This window comes from Sorangium sp. So ce1335 (assembly GCF_051521615.1).
Lineage (GTDB): Bacteria > Myxococcota_A > Polyangia > Polyangiales > Polyangiaceae > Sorangium.
In genome coordinates this window covers 12409979-12426516 of the sequence record NZ_CP150363.1, presented here as the reverse complement: position 1 = coordinate 12426516, position 16538 = coordinate 12409979, and the positions used below count along the sequence as shown (strand labels likewise).

Genomic DNA, 16538 nt, shown 5'->3' with positions numbered 1-16538 from the left:
CACCCCGGGTGCTGCTGTTCCGAGCGGAGTCAGGAGCGCCCTGAGCCGCCCACCATTTTCTAGACGCCTGGTGGGGCTCGGGCGGCTCATCGAAAAAACTGTGAGCCGTTCTGTCGACCCGCGGCGTCTGGGTGGGTGGCCGCCGGATTCGACGCGCGGCTCATACGTCTGCTGGTTGGGGGCGGCGCTGCCGCCTCTTTTTCGGAGGATTTTCCAATGAACAAGCTCGTTCTTGCGCTCGTCGCCGTGTCGGTTTCGTCCCTCGCCGTTGCGTGCGGCGGCGGCAGCGCGCCCGCGTCCGACCCGTCGACCGCGGCCCCGGCGGCCGATCCGGCGGCGGCCCCGGCGGACACGGCCCCGGCGTCGACGCCCGAGTCGTCGCCCTCGGCTCCGGCTGACCCGGCGGCTCCGACGGACCCCGCCGCGGCCCCGGCGCAGTGAGTCCACGCCGCGGCGCGCAGCTTCCCTTGTGAAGCGCGCGCCGCGAAGCGCTTTGGGCGGCGCCTCTCCGGAGGCGTCGCCCTCTTTCATTTTGTGCCGCGGCGGCCGTGCTTTGACGCCAACCTGCGGGCCTTTCCGTGTACCTTCCGTCCGCACGCCTCGCTGCGGGCGGCCCGGCGCGGCACAGCCGCGGCCCGCGAGCCGTTCCCGCTCCTCTCGAGACCAGACCTCTCACGTCCCAGGGGCCGATCGAATGGGTACAACAAGCCGGCTGAGCTCCCTGCTGCGGTCCGGGCGGCATCGCCCGGGCATGTCCTTCCCGCGCGCGGTCGCCTGGTCCGCGCTCGTCGCCCTGGCGGCGGCGGGGCTCGGCGCGGGCTGCGGCCGCACCGAGACCTGGGACGACCTCGGCCCGCCCGCCGTCGAGCCCACGGCGTGCGGCGACGGCGTCTGCGACGGCTCCGAGGACTGCCAGCGCTGCGCCTCCGACTGCGGCGCCTGCCCGGCGTGCGGCGACGGCGCGTGCAGCGGCGGCGAGACCTGCGGGAGCTGCGCCTCCGACTGCGGCGCCTGCCCGGCGTGCGGCGACGGCGCGTGCAGCGGCGGCGAGACCTGCGGGAGCTGCCCCGGCGACTGCGGCGCCTGCGCCTCGTGCGGCGACGGCGCGTGCGCCGGCGGCGAGACGTGCGCGAGCTGTCCCGGCGACTGCGGCGCCTGCGCCTCGTGCGGCGACGGCGCGTGCAGCCGCGGCGAGACGTGCGGGAGCTGCCCCGGCGACTGCGGCGTCTGCGCCTCGTGCGGCGACGGCCGCTGCGTCGCGCCCGAGGACTGCGCCTCGTGCGCCCCCGATTGCGGCGTCTGCTCCACGTGCGGCAACGGCGCGTGCGAGCCCGGGCGCGAGAGCTGCTTCTCGTGCCCGGCGGACTGCGGCGCCTGCGCCAGGTGCGGCGACGGCGTCTGCTCGGGGACGGAGACGTGCGCCTCGTGCGAGCGCGACTGCGGCGTGTGCTCCGTCTGCTCGAACGGCGTCTGCGAGCGGTTCGAGACGTGCGCCGCCTGTCCGGCGGACTGCGGCGCGTGCGAGCCCGCGACCTGCCTGGAGGTGCTCACCTGCGCGTTCGGGTGCGTCGATCTGGAGAAGACGCCGCCGGACATCGGGATCGCGTGCTTCTCGAACTGCGTGGCGCAGGGCTGCGCCAACGCCCAGTTCCTCGGCGAGCGGGCGATGGCGTGCGTCCTCGCGGCGGCCCCCGCGTGCAACGGCGACACGGACTGCATCGACCGCCGGTGCTCCATCGAGATCGCGGCCTGCGTCGGGTCCCGCTGCTGATCTCCTCCATGGGCCCGCGCGGGCGTCCGCCCCCGCCGCGCGGGCCATGCCGCCTCGGTCGCCCTCGCGTCAGGCGTCGTCGAGCAGCTCCTTGGCCGTCAGCTCGCTGGCCGAGCGCCCGTGCTCGTACTCGAGGAGGCCGAGCGCGGCGTAGCGCGGGCGGATCCGCCCGGAGAGCAGGCCGATGCGCTTCAGGTTGGGCACGATCCGCTTGAACATCGTCCGGCGGAAGAACCCCATCAGATCGCTGGTCAGCATGAGCTCGTCCCACTCGCAGCGCGTCATGCGATGGGCGTAGAACTCGTCATAGAACTCGTGCGCCAAAAACCGGTTGCGCAGGAGGAGCGAGAGCTCGAACGCCCAGTCCTCCCGCTCCCTCCGCGCCCGCTCGTCGATGCCCTCGCGGTAGAACCTGCTCAGCGCGAGGACTCCATAATGCACGTGGCGCGCCTCATCGGTGATGACCGAGCGGAGCACGTCCTTGAGGAGCGGCTCGCCCGTCATCTGCCGTATCGAGCCGAACGCGCCGAGCGCCAGGCCCTCGATCATGATCTGCATACCGAGGAACTTCATGTCCCACCGGCCGTCGCTCATGATCGCGTCGATGACGACATACAGGTTGTCGTTGATCTCGTAGAGCTTCTCCAGCTTCTGCGTGAGGTAGGCGTGAAACACCTCGACGTGGCGCCCCTCGTCGGCGACCTGCGTGCTGCCGTAGAGCTTCGCGTCGAGCGAGGGCACGGACTCGGTGACCTGCGACGCGGCGAACAGGGCGCCCTGCTCGCCGTGCAGGAACTGGCTCAGCATCCAGGAGAGGAGGCCATGGCGCTGCGTCGCCCGCTCCCGCTCGGAGAGCCGGCCCCAGAGGGGCAGCCTGGACGGCGGCATCCAGCTGTCGGGCAAGAGCGGCATTGCCGGGTCGAGCCAATCGACGTCGCGGGACCAGTCGAGGTCGGTCGACGCGTTCCACTGGGACGTCTTGGCCACGTGGTAGAGCCTCGCCATCTCCGGGTCGTCCCGCCCGTAACTCCAGTTAAAGCTGGCCTCGTAACCAACAGAGATATCGGTCGAGCCCACCCCCTTGCCGCGCCGCTGGACGAAGCCGCGAAACGCGGGCCCGAGCAGCGACGCTAGCACCCGGACGTTGCCGCTCATCGATGCGTCGCGGAGGAGAGGGGCGGAATCGAGGAGGGTCTGGATAGCTTGTTGGAAGCGCATGGACATGAGAGCTTTCCGAAGCGACCAGGCGCGATCCGGCGCCCGCGGTCAACCGTTATAATGACATCCATCACCCAGCGGCAATCGTCAGATCACCGTTTTTGCGTCGTCATCATGGCTCCGGGAGCTCCCGAGTCCGCCAGGGGGAACTCGCGGAGCGCGCGCCCGTCGCTCACCTGACATGACAGCCGCGGAGGAGCCGCGCCGGCGGCGGGCGCGCCGCCTCAGCTCGCGCCGCTCCGCAGCGTCGGCGCGGGCGAAGAGCCGAGGGGCGGTCGCTCGCCGATCAAAAGGAGACCCGGCGGCCCTGCCGAGAGCTCGAGTCCATCGACGCCCCTCACCGCGTCCTCGGTCGCGCAGAGGCCGTACACCTCCTCGACCGGCGCCCACGCGCCCACCCGGGCCAGGTCGCCGCCGATGATCTCCGGGTGGATCATCGAGCGCACGACGACCTGCCCGGCGTGCAGGCACAGGTTCGGGTGCACGCGCCCGCGCGCGCGGCCCCGCAGCGCGATCTCCTCGTGGAGCGCGGCGGCGATCTCGATCACCGCCGCGCGCTCCCGCAGCGCCTGCGCGGGGTCGCAGGAGAGCAGGCGCACGGCGAGGATCTCGCTGCCGGTCATCGACGCCAGGGTGAGCCCGGCGTCCCGGAGGCGCTCCTCGGCGAGGTCGAGCGCGAGGCCGAGCTCGTCGGCGAGCGCGTCGTCGAGGTCGTCGGCGTCGGTGCGCGCGCGGAGGTCGAGGTAGACGGCGATCGCGTCGGCGGCGAGCTCGGGCAGGCTGCTCCGCCCGGACGACGGCTCGCCCACCGCCTCGCGGAGCGTGCAGAGGAAGCTCTTCACCGAGGGGTAGCGGTGCTCCGGCTGCTTCTCCAGGCAGCGCAGCACCACCGCGTCGAGCGCGGCCGGCAGTGGCGTCCGACGGCTCGGGCGCGGCGGCGGCTCCTCCAGGTGCTGCCGGAGCAGCTCGGTCTCGTCCGTCGAGTAGAACGGCAGCTTGCCCGTGAGCAGCCGGTGGAGCAGGACGCCGAGCGCATAGACGTCCACGCGCGCGTCGATGGGCCCGCCGAGGATCTGCTCCGGCGCCATGATCGTGAGCGTGCCGGGCGCCCTGCCCGCGGTGGTGAACCCGGTCGGGCCCTCGTCGGGCTCCATCAGCTTGGCGATCCCGAAGTCGAGCAGCTTCACCTTCGGCGGCGCGCCCCGCGAGATGAAGATGTTGCTGCCCTTCACGTCGCGATGGATGATCCCCGCGGCGTGCGCCGCGTCGAGCGCCGAGCAGACCGGATCGAGCAGATCGAGCGCCTGCTCCGGCGACAGCCGCCCCTCCTGCCGGAGCAGCACGTCGAGCGTCACCCCTTCGAGGTGCTCCATCACGTAGAACGGCCTGCCGTCCGCGAGCTCGCCGACGTCGTAGATCTCGACGATTCCGGGGTGGTTGAGCCGCCGCACGACGTCGATCTCGCGCAGGAACCGCTTCACCATCTTCGGCGAGGCGGCGAGCGTCCCGTGGAGCACCTTCATCGCCACGCGCGCGCCGGTCCGGAGCTGCCTCGCCTCGTAGACAGCCCCGCATCCGCCCCGGGCGATGGGCATCACAACACTGTAATCACCCGCACGCGCACCGCACGGGAGCTCACCTCGGGAGAACGACCTCTCCTCCAGCGAAAATGCCCGCGTTTCATCATTGTGCGTCGCCAATCCATCCATCGTCATGATCCCCCCCGATACGACTAAGGCCTCGCCTGAGCGACGTTTTTCCCCGCGCGGAACGCGCATGTTGCCACTACACGTCGCTCCCCCTGGTGGTACAGTAAATCCATCGTTATCTAGACGGTAGCCTATTCCATCTGCTGGCAGAATAGGGGGGACAGATGAAGGGGCGAGTCCACGCGCGTTACCTGCGGACGTTTCTGTTTGTCACATTGCCCTGCTGCGGTGGCGGCGACGGATTTCCCCTGGAGTCGGGGTCGGTCGAGGCAGCCTCAAGTGCGCTCCAGAATCACAACGCCCTCAACCCGAACGCCCTCAACCCGAACGCGCTGAACCCGAACGCCCTCAACCCGAACGCCCTCGCCCCGGGTCGGCTCGAGGAGAGCAGCCTCTCGGAGAGCGCCCTCAGCGCCATCACCGAGCCCGGGGAGATCGGCGCGATCTCGCGGCAGCTCCTCCAATACATCGTGAGCTGCGCGCTGAGCTCGGCGCAGTCGTTCCGCTTCTCGTGGCGCGACGGGCTCGGCGAGCTGCACGAGGAGAGCTACCCGGGGCACCTCGGGCTCGCCGCGAGCTGGAGCGACGAGCCGCTCAACCCGTCGCGGCGGCAGTGGGTCTCGGCCTGCGTGGCGTCGCGCGCCAACCGGGCCGGCGTGTCGGTGATGATCTCGTCGCGCGCGACGCACCCGGCCCTCAGGTACCCGGACAGGGGCGAGGTCGAGTCGTTCCCGCGAGAGGAGGGCGCGTTCTGGGGCAATCTGTTCACGAGCCCTCCCCGACTCTATGCCTGCTACAAGGATGCAAATGTCGCGAACTCTCGCGCCCTCGGCAGGGACTGCGCGGCTGGGCGACTCGACCCCGCCGGCGCCGCCCGGGAGTGCCCGAATATCCACATTGTCGGCTCATGCGATCTCGCGTGCGACGCGCTGAGCGCCGCCGGCGGCCATCGCCCGCGCTGCACCGATGATCGGGGCGAGCGGTCGTTCGCCGTGATCACGACGTTCTTGCCCTGAGGCCCCGATGCAGCCCGAGGCTCATCGAGGCGGAGGCGCGGCGCGCGCCGGCGCGGCCCCCGCGCGGTGCAGGGAGTGCGGCCGGCGGGTGGCGCACGCCGATCCAGGGTGCCCGCAGCACGGCCCCGCGGTGCGGCAGGCCTGCCCGGAGCCCCGCGCGGCGAGCGGCGCGGACGACACCGGCGCCGGCTGGCTCCGCGCGACCGCGCCGCCCACGGTCGCGGGCTACCGCGTCACCCGGCTGGCCGGCGTCGGCGGGTTCGGGGCCGTGTTCGCGGCCGAGCCGGAGGGCGGCGGGCGCGCCGTGGCGATCAAGGTCGCGCGCGCCGATCGGGAGGACGCGCGCGCGCGCCTCGTCGAGGAGATGCGGGCCCTCCACGACATCGGGCCGCCCCACGTGCCCGCCGTCTACGCGAGCGGCCAGCTCGCCTCCGGCCAGCCGTACTTCGTGATGGAGTACCTCGACGCCCCGACGCTCGCCGATCGGATGATCGCGCCCGGCGTCGCCTGCCCCGTGCCGCCGCGCGAGGCGTGCGCCCTCGCGCGCGCCGCGCTCCGGGCGCTCGACGAGATCCACGCGCGCGGCTACGTGCACCGCGACATCAAGCCGGAGAACATCTTCGTCTCCGGCGCGCCGGCCGCCGACGGCGCCGGCGGCTACCGCGCCACCATCATCGATCTCGGCCTCGCGGCGGGCGGCCGCGGCCGGCGGCTCGACCTCGCCGCCGAGCGCGACGCGCCAGGCACCGCCGAGTACATGGCGCCCGAGCAGTGCGACGGCCGCGGCGACGTCGACGCGCGCGCGGACGTCTACGCCCTCGGCGTCGTGCTGTTCGAGCTGCTCACCGGCAAGCCGCCGTTCTGGGGCCCCGCCGCCGTGGTGCGGCAGGACCACCTGAGCCGCCGCCCCCCGCGGCCCTCGTCGATGGCGCCGATCGGGCGCTCGCTCGAGCAGATCGTGCTCCGGTGCCTCGCCAAGGACCCCGGCCAGCGCTTCGAGAGCGCCGCCGCGCTGTGCGCCGCCCTCGAGGCCTACGAGCGCGCCCAGGAGCGCCGCCCCTCGCGCCCCAGCCCCGCCGCGGAGCCGCCGGCGACGAGCGGCCGCAGCGTCGGCCGGCGCGCCGTCGCGCTCCTCTTCTTCGAGGCCGAGCTCGACGTCGTGGCGCTCCAGCGGCGGCTCAGCGCGCTGGGCGGCCAGCTCGCGCACGCGGCGGGCCGCCGCGTCGTCGCCGTGTTCGACCACGAGGACGGCGCGAGCCCGCTGCGCCGCGCGATGCACGCCGCGCGCGAGCTCGAGCAGCAGCGCGTCCTCACCCGCGGGCTGCTCGACCTCGCGACCGTGTCGGTGCAGACGCGGCCCGACGGCGCGCGGCGGTTCCTGAGCCCGCTCTTCCACCGGGACGACCGCCTCGCGCACGTCGGCGCCGCGGGGCTCGCCCTGTCGCCGGCCGCCGCGGCGGCGCTCGGCGACGGCGCCTCGCCGGCCGCGGGCGACGGCCTCGCGGCGGGCTCGTCGCAGGGCTCCCCGCACAGCGCGCGGCGCGGCTCCTCTCCCTGCCTGTCGCGGGGTTCGTCGCGCGGGCCGTCGCGCGGGCCATCGAATGATTCCCCATCCGGGCCGGCCTCGGTCCAGCCCGGGCCGGCCTCCACCCTGACCGACGCCGACACGGCGGTCGACGCGAGCTCCCAGCCGTTCTTCGGCCGGAGCGACGTCCTCGACGCGCTCGTCGCGGGCGCGCGCCAGGCCGTGACGACCGCGACGCCCACCATCGCCAGCGTCATCGGCGTGGCCGGCCAGGGCAAGAGCCGCCTCGCCGGCGCCCTCGTGCAGCGGCTGCGCGCGCTCGACAGCGGCGCCGGCGTGATCGAGCTCCGGACCGGCGAGCCCGTCGCCGGCGGGGCCGACCGCGTCATCCGGGAGATCCTCCAGCAGGCGCTCGGGCTCCCCTCGTCGCCGCCGCCGGACGGCGGCGGAGAGCTCCTCCGGCGCCGCCTCGGCCCGTCGCAGCACGCGCGGCTCGGGGGCGCCGTCGCGCTGGCGCTCGGCTGGATCAGCGACGGCGCGCCGGCCGAGGAGCGCTACCCGGAGCTCCGCGCGCTCTCCGCGGCGCCCGGCGCGCTCCGCGCCGCGCTCGCCGTCGCGGCCGGCGAGGCGCTCCGCCGACGGTCGCACCGCACGCCGCTCTTCGTGGTGCTCGACGACGCGCACGAGGCGGACGACGCCGCGCTCGCCGCCCTCGAGTACGCGGCGCTCGCCGAGGCGCGGAGCCCGCTCTTCATCTGCGCCCTCGCGCGGCCGACGTTCGAGGGCGCGCGCCCTTCCTTCGGTGAGCGCGCCGCGCGCCGCGAGACCCACCGCCTCGAGGCGCTCGACCGGGAGAGCGCGATCGCCCTCTGCCGGCGGCTGCTCCTGCCCGCCGAGGACGTGCCCGAGCCCGCGCTCGCGCACCTCGTCGAGCGCGCGCAGGGCGTCCCGCTCTTGCTCGTCGAGCTCGTGCGCGGCCTCAAGCGCGAGGGCATCGTGCGCCGGCACCCGCGCGGCGACGCCTGGTACCTGGCCACCGACGAGCTCGATCGCCTCCCGGACATGCCGCTCCTCGACTGGCTCGCGCTCGGCGAGATCGACGCGCTCCCGCCCGCGCTCCAGGCGCACGCGCGCCTCGTCGCGCTCCTCGGCCCCGACGTCACCGTCGCCGAGGTGGCCGGCGTGCTCCAGCGGCTCGACGAGCACGGCGAGGCCGGCGATCTCCCGCTCGACGCCGCGGTCGCGGTGAAGCGCCTGCTCGCCGCGGGCCTGCTCGTCCAGGATCGGCGGGGCCGCATCGGCTTCCGCCACGCGCTGGTCCGCGAGGCCGTGGCGCGCGGCGCGCCCGAGCCGCTCCGCCGGCGCGTGCACCTCGCGGCCTTCAAGCTGCACCGGGACGCGATCGGCGGCGACGGCGGCGACGGCGGCGAGCGCGCCGCGCCCCACGACCGGGACGCGCGCCTCCTGCCGTTCGCGTACCACGCCGCGCAGGCGGGCCTCGCCGAGGCGGCCGAGGCCGCCTACCTCACCCTGGCCGAGCGCGCGCGCGCCCGGCACGCCTACCTCGACGCGGAGACGTTCTACAGCCGCGCGCTCGAGCAGCCGCTCGCCCCGGCGGCCCCGGGCGACGGCGCGCCGGCGAGCCCGCCGCGAGACGGCGCGCCGGCGAGCCCGCCGCGAGACGGCGCGCCCCGGAGCCCGCGAGACGGCGCGCCCCGGAGCCCGCGAGACGGCGCGCCCCCGGGCCCGCCGCGCGCGCGCCCCGACCGCGCGGCCGCGCACCGGGGCCGCGGCCTGATGCGCTACCGCCTGGGCCGCTACCACGACGCGCTCGCCGACTTCGCCAGCGCACGGGCGATCGCGCGGGCGCGGGGCGACGTCCCGGCGCAGCTCGACATCCTCCTCGACGAGGCCACGGCGCTCGACTGGATGGACGAGTTCAAGAGCTCCGAGGAGCGCGTCGAGGAGGCGCGCGCGCTCGCCGCCTGCATCGCGCTGTCGCCGGCGCTCGCCGCGCGCCTGTCGCTGGGCGTCGGGCGCTCGCTCCACCGCTTCAGCCGGGAGGACGAGGCGGCCGCCGCCCTCGAGCGCGCCGCGGCCGCGGCCGCCTCGCTCGGCGACGACGGCTACGAGACGCTCGTCATCTCGCTGCTCATGCTCGGCTTCGTCCTCCAGGGGCTCGGCCGGCTCGACGACGCCGAGGACGCGCTCGGCCGCGCGATCGCGCTCTGCGAGGCGCACCGCGACACGCTCCACCTCGGCTCGGTCACGAACAACCGCGCGCTCCTCTGGGCGTGCCGCGGCGACAAGGCGCGGATGATCGCCGATCTCGAGCGGGTGCTCTCGCTCGCGCGCGAGCTCGGCCAGAGCGGGCTGGAGCGGGTCGGCGAGTACAACCTCGGCGAGTACCTCTACCTCATGGACGACCTCGAGGCGGCGAAGCCGCACATCGAGCGCGCGCTCGACATCGAGCAGCGCCGGTTCTGCGGGGCGTGCCGGCCGGTCGCCCTGCTCCTCAAGGCCCGGTTCCTCTTCTACTGCGGCGACGAGGCCGAGGCCCGCGCGCTGTTCGAGCGGATGCTCGACATGCAGGACCTGGCGCGCGCCGAGGGCCGCGCCGACGCGCTGATGGTCCCCTCCGAGGAGGTGCTCTGCGCCATGATCGGCCTGGCGACGGGCGACGGGGGCGACGGCGCGTGGGACGCCCTCGTCGACCGCTCGGCGCAGAGCTCCGTCGGCCAGGAGCACATCGAGGTGCTCGAGATCCGCGCGGTGGCCGCCCTGCGCCGCGGCCGGCTCGCCGCCGCGCGCGCCGCGCTCTCGGCCGCGCTGCGCGCCGCGGAGCGCATCCCGAACGTGATGGGCGACCGGCTGCGCCGCCACGCCGCCGCGCTCGACGAGCTCGACGCCGCCGAGCCCGCCCCGGATCCGGCGACGCTCCCCTCGTAGGCGCGCCCCTGCGAACCCATCCCACCCCCGCCCACCCGCGCCACGTCGCTGTCTCCTCCTGACAGAACGCTGACACCGACCCTCGGACCGCCGCGGCGCTACGTCCCGGCCTGATCCGCGCTCAGGGGCATTCTGTACAACCCTGCCCGTGCGCGGGTGCACGCGCGTCCGCGAGATGCGCTTTCGAGAGTGTCAGTTTCCGGACACGGCCACATCGCATCAATCAATTTTGCGCCAAGCAGAGTCATATTTTCGTCTGGGAGCATTTCGCCTTCTCGCACTTGACAATCCAGGCACTCAGCGCGTCTTGACAGGCCAGAATCCCGGGCCCGCTTGACGGATGGGGTCTTGAGCTCGACGTGATCCGCGCAGTCGCAATCACGATGTCGAACTCCAATTCACGCGAGCAGGAAAGGAGCCGCCATTCAATCGCGCAAGGTCCTCTGGCCGCGCCGGCGAGCGGCGCTCCGCGACGCGCGAGGGTTTATAGAAGTGACGAGATCCATTGACGAAATCGGGGTCAGCGGGAGAGAGCCCACCGTGTGGGGAATCATCCCAGCCGTCGGACGGGAGAGCAGCGCTCGGCCCGCCGCCTCCTCGAGAGGGCTGCTCCCGGTCGGCAGCCGCCTCGATCGGGGCGTCGAGCGGCCTCGCGCGCTGAGCGAGCACCTCGTCGACCGCATGCTGCTCGCCGGCGCCACGAGGATCTGTTTCGTCATCCCGTCCGGCAGCTCGGACGTCCTCGACTACTACGGGGCCACGCGCGGGCAGGCGAGCCTGTCGTACGCCGTCCAGCCGGAGCCGACTGGCCTCTGCGACGCGATCTTCCGCGCGCTCCCGCTCGTCGCGCCGGAAGATCTCGTGTTCGTCGGCCGGCCGGACACGATCTGGTTCCCCGAGGACGGGCTCTCGGCGCTCCGGTCCCGCGCGCTCTCGTTCCTCCTCTTCCCGGTCGATCGCCCGGAGGTGTCGGACGCCGTCGTCACCGACGGCGACGGGCGCGTCCTCGAGATCCAGGGGAGCTGCCGCGCCCTCGCGTCGCGCTGGGTCTGGGGCGCCTTCAAGCTGACCGGCGCCGCGCTCCAGGAGCTCTGCGACCTCTGGCGCGCCCGGAGCCGGCGCGACAAGCACATCGGGCCGCTCCTTAACGAGTACGTCGCCCGCGGCGGCGTGGCGCTCGGCGTCCGCGCCGGGACGGCGTACGCCGACGTCAGGACGCTCGACGGCTACCGCGAGGCCGTGCGCCTCCTCGGCGCCCGGATGAGCCCTGGGGCGCCGCTGGCCGTCGTCGACGGCGCGCCGCTGGCCGTCGTCGACGGCGCGCCGCTGGCCCTCGCCGACGGAGAGCGGATCGAGCCCTCCGGCGCCGCCGCCCCACGGCACGCGACCGAGGGCGACGCCCCGTGAGGATCACCCGGCGGCGAGCGCCAGCGTCCTCGCGTTGTCGGGCACGCACGTCAGGAACCGCTCGCGGAACGTCGGGTCGCTGATCTTCGCCGCGCGGCCGAGCAGGTGCTCGCGCGCGGCGGCGAGCGCGGCGGCGGCCTCCCGCGCGGCCCCCGCGGCCGCGAGCGCCTCGGCGTAGGTGAGCCGCACGAGCGACTCCCCCTCCTCCAGCGAGCCCGCCTCCTCGAGCTGCGCGAACGCCTCGCGCGCCGCCGGCAGCGCCTCCGCCGGGCGGCCCTGCGCGAGCAGCGCGCGCGACAGCACCGCGACAGCGGCCGCGCGGAGCGGCGGCGCCACCTTGAGCGCCTCGACCGCCGCGCGCGCCTCGCGCTCCGCGCCCGCCGGGTCGCCCGAGCGCAGGAGGATCTGCGCGAGGTACGTCAGCGCCACCCCCTCCATCCGCCGGTCGCCCTGCTGGTGGAACGCCGCGGCGGCGCGCTGCTCGAGCAGCTTCGCCTCCTCGATCTGCCCGAGGTGGGCGATGACGTAGCCGAGGTTCTGGAGCGCGGCCGTCTCCAGGTCGTCGAGGCCCATGCGCTGCGCCGCCGCGAGCGCCGTCCGGAGCGCCGACTCGGCCATCTCGAAGTCACCGACCTCGCCGTACAGAAAGCCGAGGTTCGAGCGCACCGAGCAGGCGTTCCGGCGGTCGCCGGCCTGCTCGAACGCCGGCAGCGCCGCCGTGAGCCCGCTCAGCGCCGCCCCGATGTCGCCCTTCGTCTGCGCCCGGATCGCGCGCACCTGCTGGTAGAGCCCCGCCGCCTGCGGATCGAGCCCGGCCGTCTCGCTCGCGACCCCGTCGAGCATCCGGATCAGCGTGTCGGCCGCCGCGTAGCGGCCGCCGAAGATCAGGTACGTCGCGCCCTCGCACAGGCACATCACCCGGGCGCTGAGCGCGCCCACCGCCTCGGCCGCCCGCGCCGCCCACGCCTCGACGCGATCGAAGTGGCCGAGCTTCCCCTCCGCGACGATCACCTGCCCGATGGCGCGGAACCACGACGGGCTGCCGGGCCGCACGAGGCTCGCCGCCTCGGTGCCGCGCTGCGCCGCGAGCGCCGTCTCCTGCTGCCACAGGCTCACCTCGGCCTCCACGAGCCGCAGGCGCCCGAGCTCCTCGTCGGTCGCCCCGCACTCGATGCCCATCACCGCGCGCGTGCTCGCGCTCGCCAGGTCGTTCGCCTCCATCGCCTGCTCGGCGGCCCGCCGGTACCACCGCACCGCGCGCGAAGGCTCGCCCCCGAGCCGGAAGTGCTCCGCCAGCGCCATCGCGTCGGTGTGCCCGCTGCGCTCGAGCCACTCGCCCGCCAGCTTGTGGCCGAGCGCGCGGTCCTGCTCGGTCAGCATCGCGTACGCCGCCTCGCGCACGATCGCGTGGCGGAACACGTATTCCGTCGGGATGAGCCACCCCGGCGTGGACGCCGGCGCGATGAGCTCCCGCGCCGCGAGCGCGTCGAGCCACGTCTCGGTCTCCTTCACGCGCGAGGCGCCCCCGAGCAGCGCCGCCACCGCGAGCTTCGAGAAGCGGTCGCCGAAGATGCTCGCCGCCCGCAGCACGCGCTTCGCCTCGTGCCCCTCGGCGTCGAGCCGCGCCTCGACCGTGCCCAGCACCGAGTCGGGCAGCACGTCCCCCTTGCCGTTGGCGACCGCGCGGATCAGCTCCTCCAGGTAGAACGGGTTGCCGTCGGCCCGCTCCACGACCCGCGCCACGGTCTCGGCGGGCGTCTCCTCGCCGAGCGCGCTCCGCACGAGCCGCTCGCTCGCCTTCGCCGGCAGCGGCCCGAGCTTGATCGTCTGCACCTCGCGGTCGGTCCACAGGCCGGGGAACTGCTTGCTCACCTCGGGCCGGGCCAGCGCGAGCAGCATGAGCGGCAGGTCCCTGAGGTTCCTGAGCGTCTGATCGATGAGCCGCACGGTCGCCGGGTCGCCCCAGTGCAGGTCCTCGAGGACGAGCAGCACCGGCTGGGCCGCGCACTCGGCCGCGAGCCAGTCCTCCCACGCCGCGCGCGTCGCGTCGGCCATCAGCATCGCGTTCTCGCGCGCCGCGCGCAGCCCGCTCGTCTCGCCGTCCGGGAACGGCGTCCGCGTGAGCTCGCCGAGGAAGGCCGCGATCCGGTTCAGCGCGTCGCCGCTCAACCGGCGCCCCACGAGGCGCTTCAGCTTGCGCCGCCGGGCCTCGACCGGCTCGCCCTCGCGCATCCCCGCCGCCTTGCGGATCGCGTCGGCGATGAGCCCGTACGGCGACCCCGCGGCCACCGACTCGGCCCTGCCGGAGAGGATCTCCACCGCCCCGAACTGGCGCCGCACCCGGGTGAGGAACTCCAGGCGCAGCCGCGACTTGCCGGCCCCGGCCGGGCCGATGACGAGCACCGCGCTCGCCAGCGACTCGCTGACGCACCCGGAGAACACGCCCTCGAGCATGGACAGCTCGCGGCTGCGGCCGACCCAGGGGCTCGGCTTGCCGAGCAGGACGGGGGTGCTCTCGTCGGCGGCCGCCGTCTCGCTGGCGAGGAACGGCCCCTTCTCGTCCATGTCGACCTTGAGCCGCCCGCCGACGACGCTGGCGGTCACGTCGTCGAGCCGGACCACGCCCGCCTGCGCGGCCCGGAGGGCGCGCATCCCCCGGTCGATCACGTCGCCCTCGATGAGCTTCGCCGACGACACCCCGCGCCCCGTCGCGACGGCGAGCGGGATGCCCGGGAACCGCGCCCGCAGCGCGAGCGCGCACCGCGCCGCCCGCTCGGCCCTGTCCACGGCGCTCCCGGCGCCGGCGAGGATCGCGATGAGCGACCCGCGCGAGATCTCCGTGATGTGCGCGCCGTAAGGCTCCACCGCGGCCCGCACCTCCGAGCGCGGCACCGCCGACCCCGGGCCCTCGTTCGAGAGCTCCTGGAGCACGCTCGAGACGTCCGACGCGCTCGGCACCCCGCCCGCCGCCGCCACGCTCATCTCGACGTCGTCCGGCTCGCCGGCGAGCACGAGCGACACGAGCCGCTGCTCGCTGCGCGTGAGGAAGCCCGGCGGCCGCGCCGACCGCATCGTCGCGTCGCGCTCCGACGCGAGCGTGGCCGGCCGCGGCGTCGCCCAGGCGTCGAGCGCCTCGGCGATCTGCGCGAGCTGCGCCCCGACGTCGCCGCAGTCGCGCGGCCGGTCCTCGGGGTTCTTCGCCATCATCCGGTTGACGAGCGCCTCCAGCGGCTCCGGCACGTCCGCGCGCGCGTCGCGCAGCCGCGGCGTCTGCTGGAACAGGAGCTTGGCGAGCGCGGCCATGACGTGCGCCCCCTCGAAGGCCGGCCGGCCCGCGATGCACTCGTAGAAGACGCACGCCAGCGAGAACACGTCCGCGCGCGCGTCCAGGGCGCCCCCGCCCTCGATCTGCTCGGGCGCGATGTACCCCGGCGTCCCGAGGATGCCGCCCGTGTAGGTCAGCCGCCGCGACTCCCCGTCCGGCCGCGCGATCCCGAAGTCGACGAGCTTGAGCTGGCCGACGTCGCCGGCCACGAGGAAGATGTTGCTCGGCTTGACGTCGCGGTGGATGATCCCGCGCGAGTGCGCGAACGCGAGCGCGTCCGCCGTCCTGCGCAGCACCGCCAGGCTCTCGGCGACGGTGAGCTTCCGGCGCGCGAGGCACGCCGCCAGGTCCTCGCCCTCCAGCCACTCCATGGCGAGGTAGTGGTCCCCGGCGCCCGTCCGCCCGTGCGCGACGTACCGCACGATCCCCGGGTGGCCGAGCTCGGCGAGGATCTGCGCCTCGCGCTCGAACCGCTCGACGTCGAAGGCCTCTCGGCTCTGGAGGATCTTGAGGGCGACCGGACGGGCGTCGAGGCGGTCCTGCGCTCGGTAGACCGTCCCCATCCCCCCGGCCGCAACTTGCCGCTCGACGACGAAGCGGCTCGCGAGGATGGCGCCGGGATCCACCCGCTCGAGCTTACTCGAGGAAGACGGTCACCGAGCTCTTGTAGCGATCGGTCCGGGGCGGGAAGATGCGCGTCCCGCACGGCAGCTCGATGAGCGGCTCGCGATCGCGGCAATGCAGGAAGCTGCCGTCGTGCCGTGGCCCGTCGCACACATCGCTACAATCGCCCACGACGTCGACGACGCAGTCGTCGAGCGAGTCCCCGCAGACGCGCGGGATCGACCTCTCCCCGGGCGCGAGGCACGCGAAGCGGCGCTGATTCTCCAGGAAGACGTTGCCGTAATAGGTCGCCTCCGGCACATCGTACCTCTCGCGCTCCCGCTTCGTGGACGAGAGCGCGTCGTTCTGGCCGCGGATCGAGATGGTGACGTGCTCGCCGAGGTGGTTCACGCGGGCGAGCAGGCACGCGGAGACCCACTCCTGGCACGTTTCATCACACGAGCCCCGGCGCGTGCCCCACTCGGGCGCGAGGCCGAGCTCGCCCTGGAAGGTGTAGGACTTGCGGCCGACCTCCACTTCGAAGCTCTCGTCCTCGGGGAGCGCGCAGCTCACGATGAAGCTGAGGAGCTCCCGCGACTCCGGGTCGCGGAGCGCCTCCTTGGTGAACGAATTGCCCATCAGGGCGTTACGGGTGAGCGCGTTACGGGTCAGCGCGTTGCGGGTCAGCGCGTTGCGGGTCAGCGCGTTGCGGGTCAGCGCGTTGCGGGTCAGCGCGTTGTGGACGACGACCTCCTGCTGGACCTCCGCCACCACCTCATCATCACCCTCGAGCTCGGTAGACACGACACAAGCGGCCTGCGAGGACGCTACAGCCACGCAGGCGATGAGAGCGAACTGGCGTGCAGATTCCATAGTCCTAATTTCATCTACACCAATGACGATCTCGAATTCAATTTTTTTATGGACATTTTCGTGGACATGTTTCTGCACACTGCGGTGACACGCATCACGTAGTCAGGTGCTGGGCGGGAGAATCCGCAGAGCGCAGCACTCG

General features: G+C 74.0%; 9 protein-coding genes. 5 read left to right on the top strand and 4 right to left on the bottom strand.

Going from position 1 to position 16538, the window contains the following annotated elements:
* Positions 1–216 precede the first annotated feature (216 nt).
* Positions 217–441 (top strand): hypothetical protein, encoded by a 225-nt coding sequence (locus tag WMF24_RS46300; protein WP_437733887.1) that lies wholly within the window; start codon positions 217–219, stop codon positions 439–441.
* A gap of 310 nt (positions 442–751) precedes the next feature.
* Positions 752–1771, top strand: a complete 1020-nt coding sequence (locus WMF24_RS46295) for a hypothetical protein (RefSeq protein ID WP_437733886.1) — start codon at positions 752–754, stop codon at positions 1769–1771.
* Between the two features lie 69 nt (positions 1772–1840).
* Here WMF24_RS46295 and WMF24_RS46290 read toward each other — a convergent pair whose 3' ends face one another.
* Together WMF24_RS46290 and WMF24_RS46285 are read right to left on the bottom strand one after the other, a co-directional pair.
* Positions 1841–2776: a ferritin-like domain-containing protein gene (locus WMF24_RS46290; protein WP_437733885.1), complete on the bottom strand. Its 936-nt coding sequence runs from the start codon at positions 2774–2776 to the stop codon at positions 1841–1843.
* Between the two features lie 437 nt (positions 2777–3213).
* Positions 3214–4584 (bottom strand): serine/threonine-protein kinase, encoded by a 1371-nt coding sequence (locus WMF24_RS46285; protein WP_437733884.1) that lies wholly within the window; start codon positions 4582–4584, stop codon positions 3214–3216.
* Positions 4585–4862: 278 nt separating this feature from the next.
* Here WMF24_RS46285 and WMF24_RS46280 point away from each other — a divergent pair, with 278 nt between their 5' ends.
* The 3 genes from WMF24_RS46280 (at position 4863) to WMF24_RS46270 (ending at position 11595) form a co-directional block, all read left to right on the top strand.
* On the top strand, positions 4863–5714 hold the full coding sequence (locus WMF24_RS46280; RefSeq protein WP_437733883.1) for a hypothetical protein: 852 nt from the start codon (positions 4863–4865) through the stop codon (positions 5712–5714).
* A 7-nt stretch (positions 5715–5721) separates the two neighbouring features.
* Entirely contained in the window at positions 5722–10188 is a 4467-nt protein-coding gene (locus tag WMF24_RS46275) for a serine/threonine-protein kinase (RefSeq protein WP_437733882.1), read from the top strand.
* A gap of 540 nt (positions 10189–10728) precedes the next feature.
* Entirely contained in the window at positions 10729–11595 is an 867-nt protein-coding gene (locus WMF24_RS46270; RefSeq protein ID WP_437733881.1) for a nucleotidyltransferase family protein, read from the top strand.
* Positions 11596–11598: 3 nt separating this feature from the next.
* Here the strand turns inward: WMF24_RS46270 and WMF24_RS46265 are convergent, their stop codons facing one another.
* Together WMF24_RS46265 and WMF24_RS46260 are read right to left on the bottom strand one after the other, a co-directional pair.
* Complete coding sequence (locus WMF24_RS46265) at positions 11599–15546, bottom strand: serine/threonine-protein kinase (RefSeq protein WP_437733880.1); 3948 nt, start codon at positions 15544–15546, stop codon at positions 11599–11601.
* A 10-nt stretch (positions 15547–15556) separates the two neighbouring features.
* A complete protein-coding gene (locus WMF24_RS46260) occupies positions 15557–16327 on the bottom strand; it encodes a hypothetical protein (protein WP_437733879.1) in 771 nt (256 codons plus the stop codon).
* Between the last annotated feature and the right edge of the window lie 211 nt (positions 16328–16538).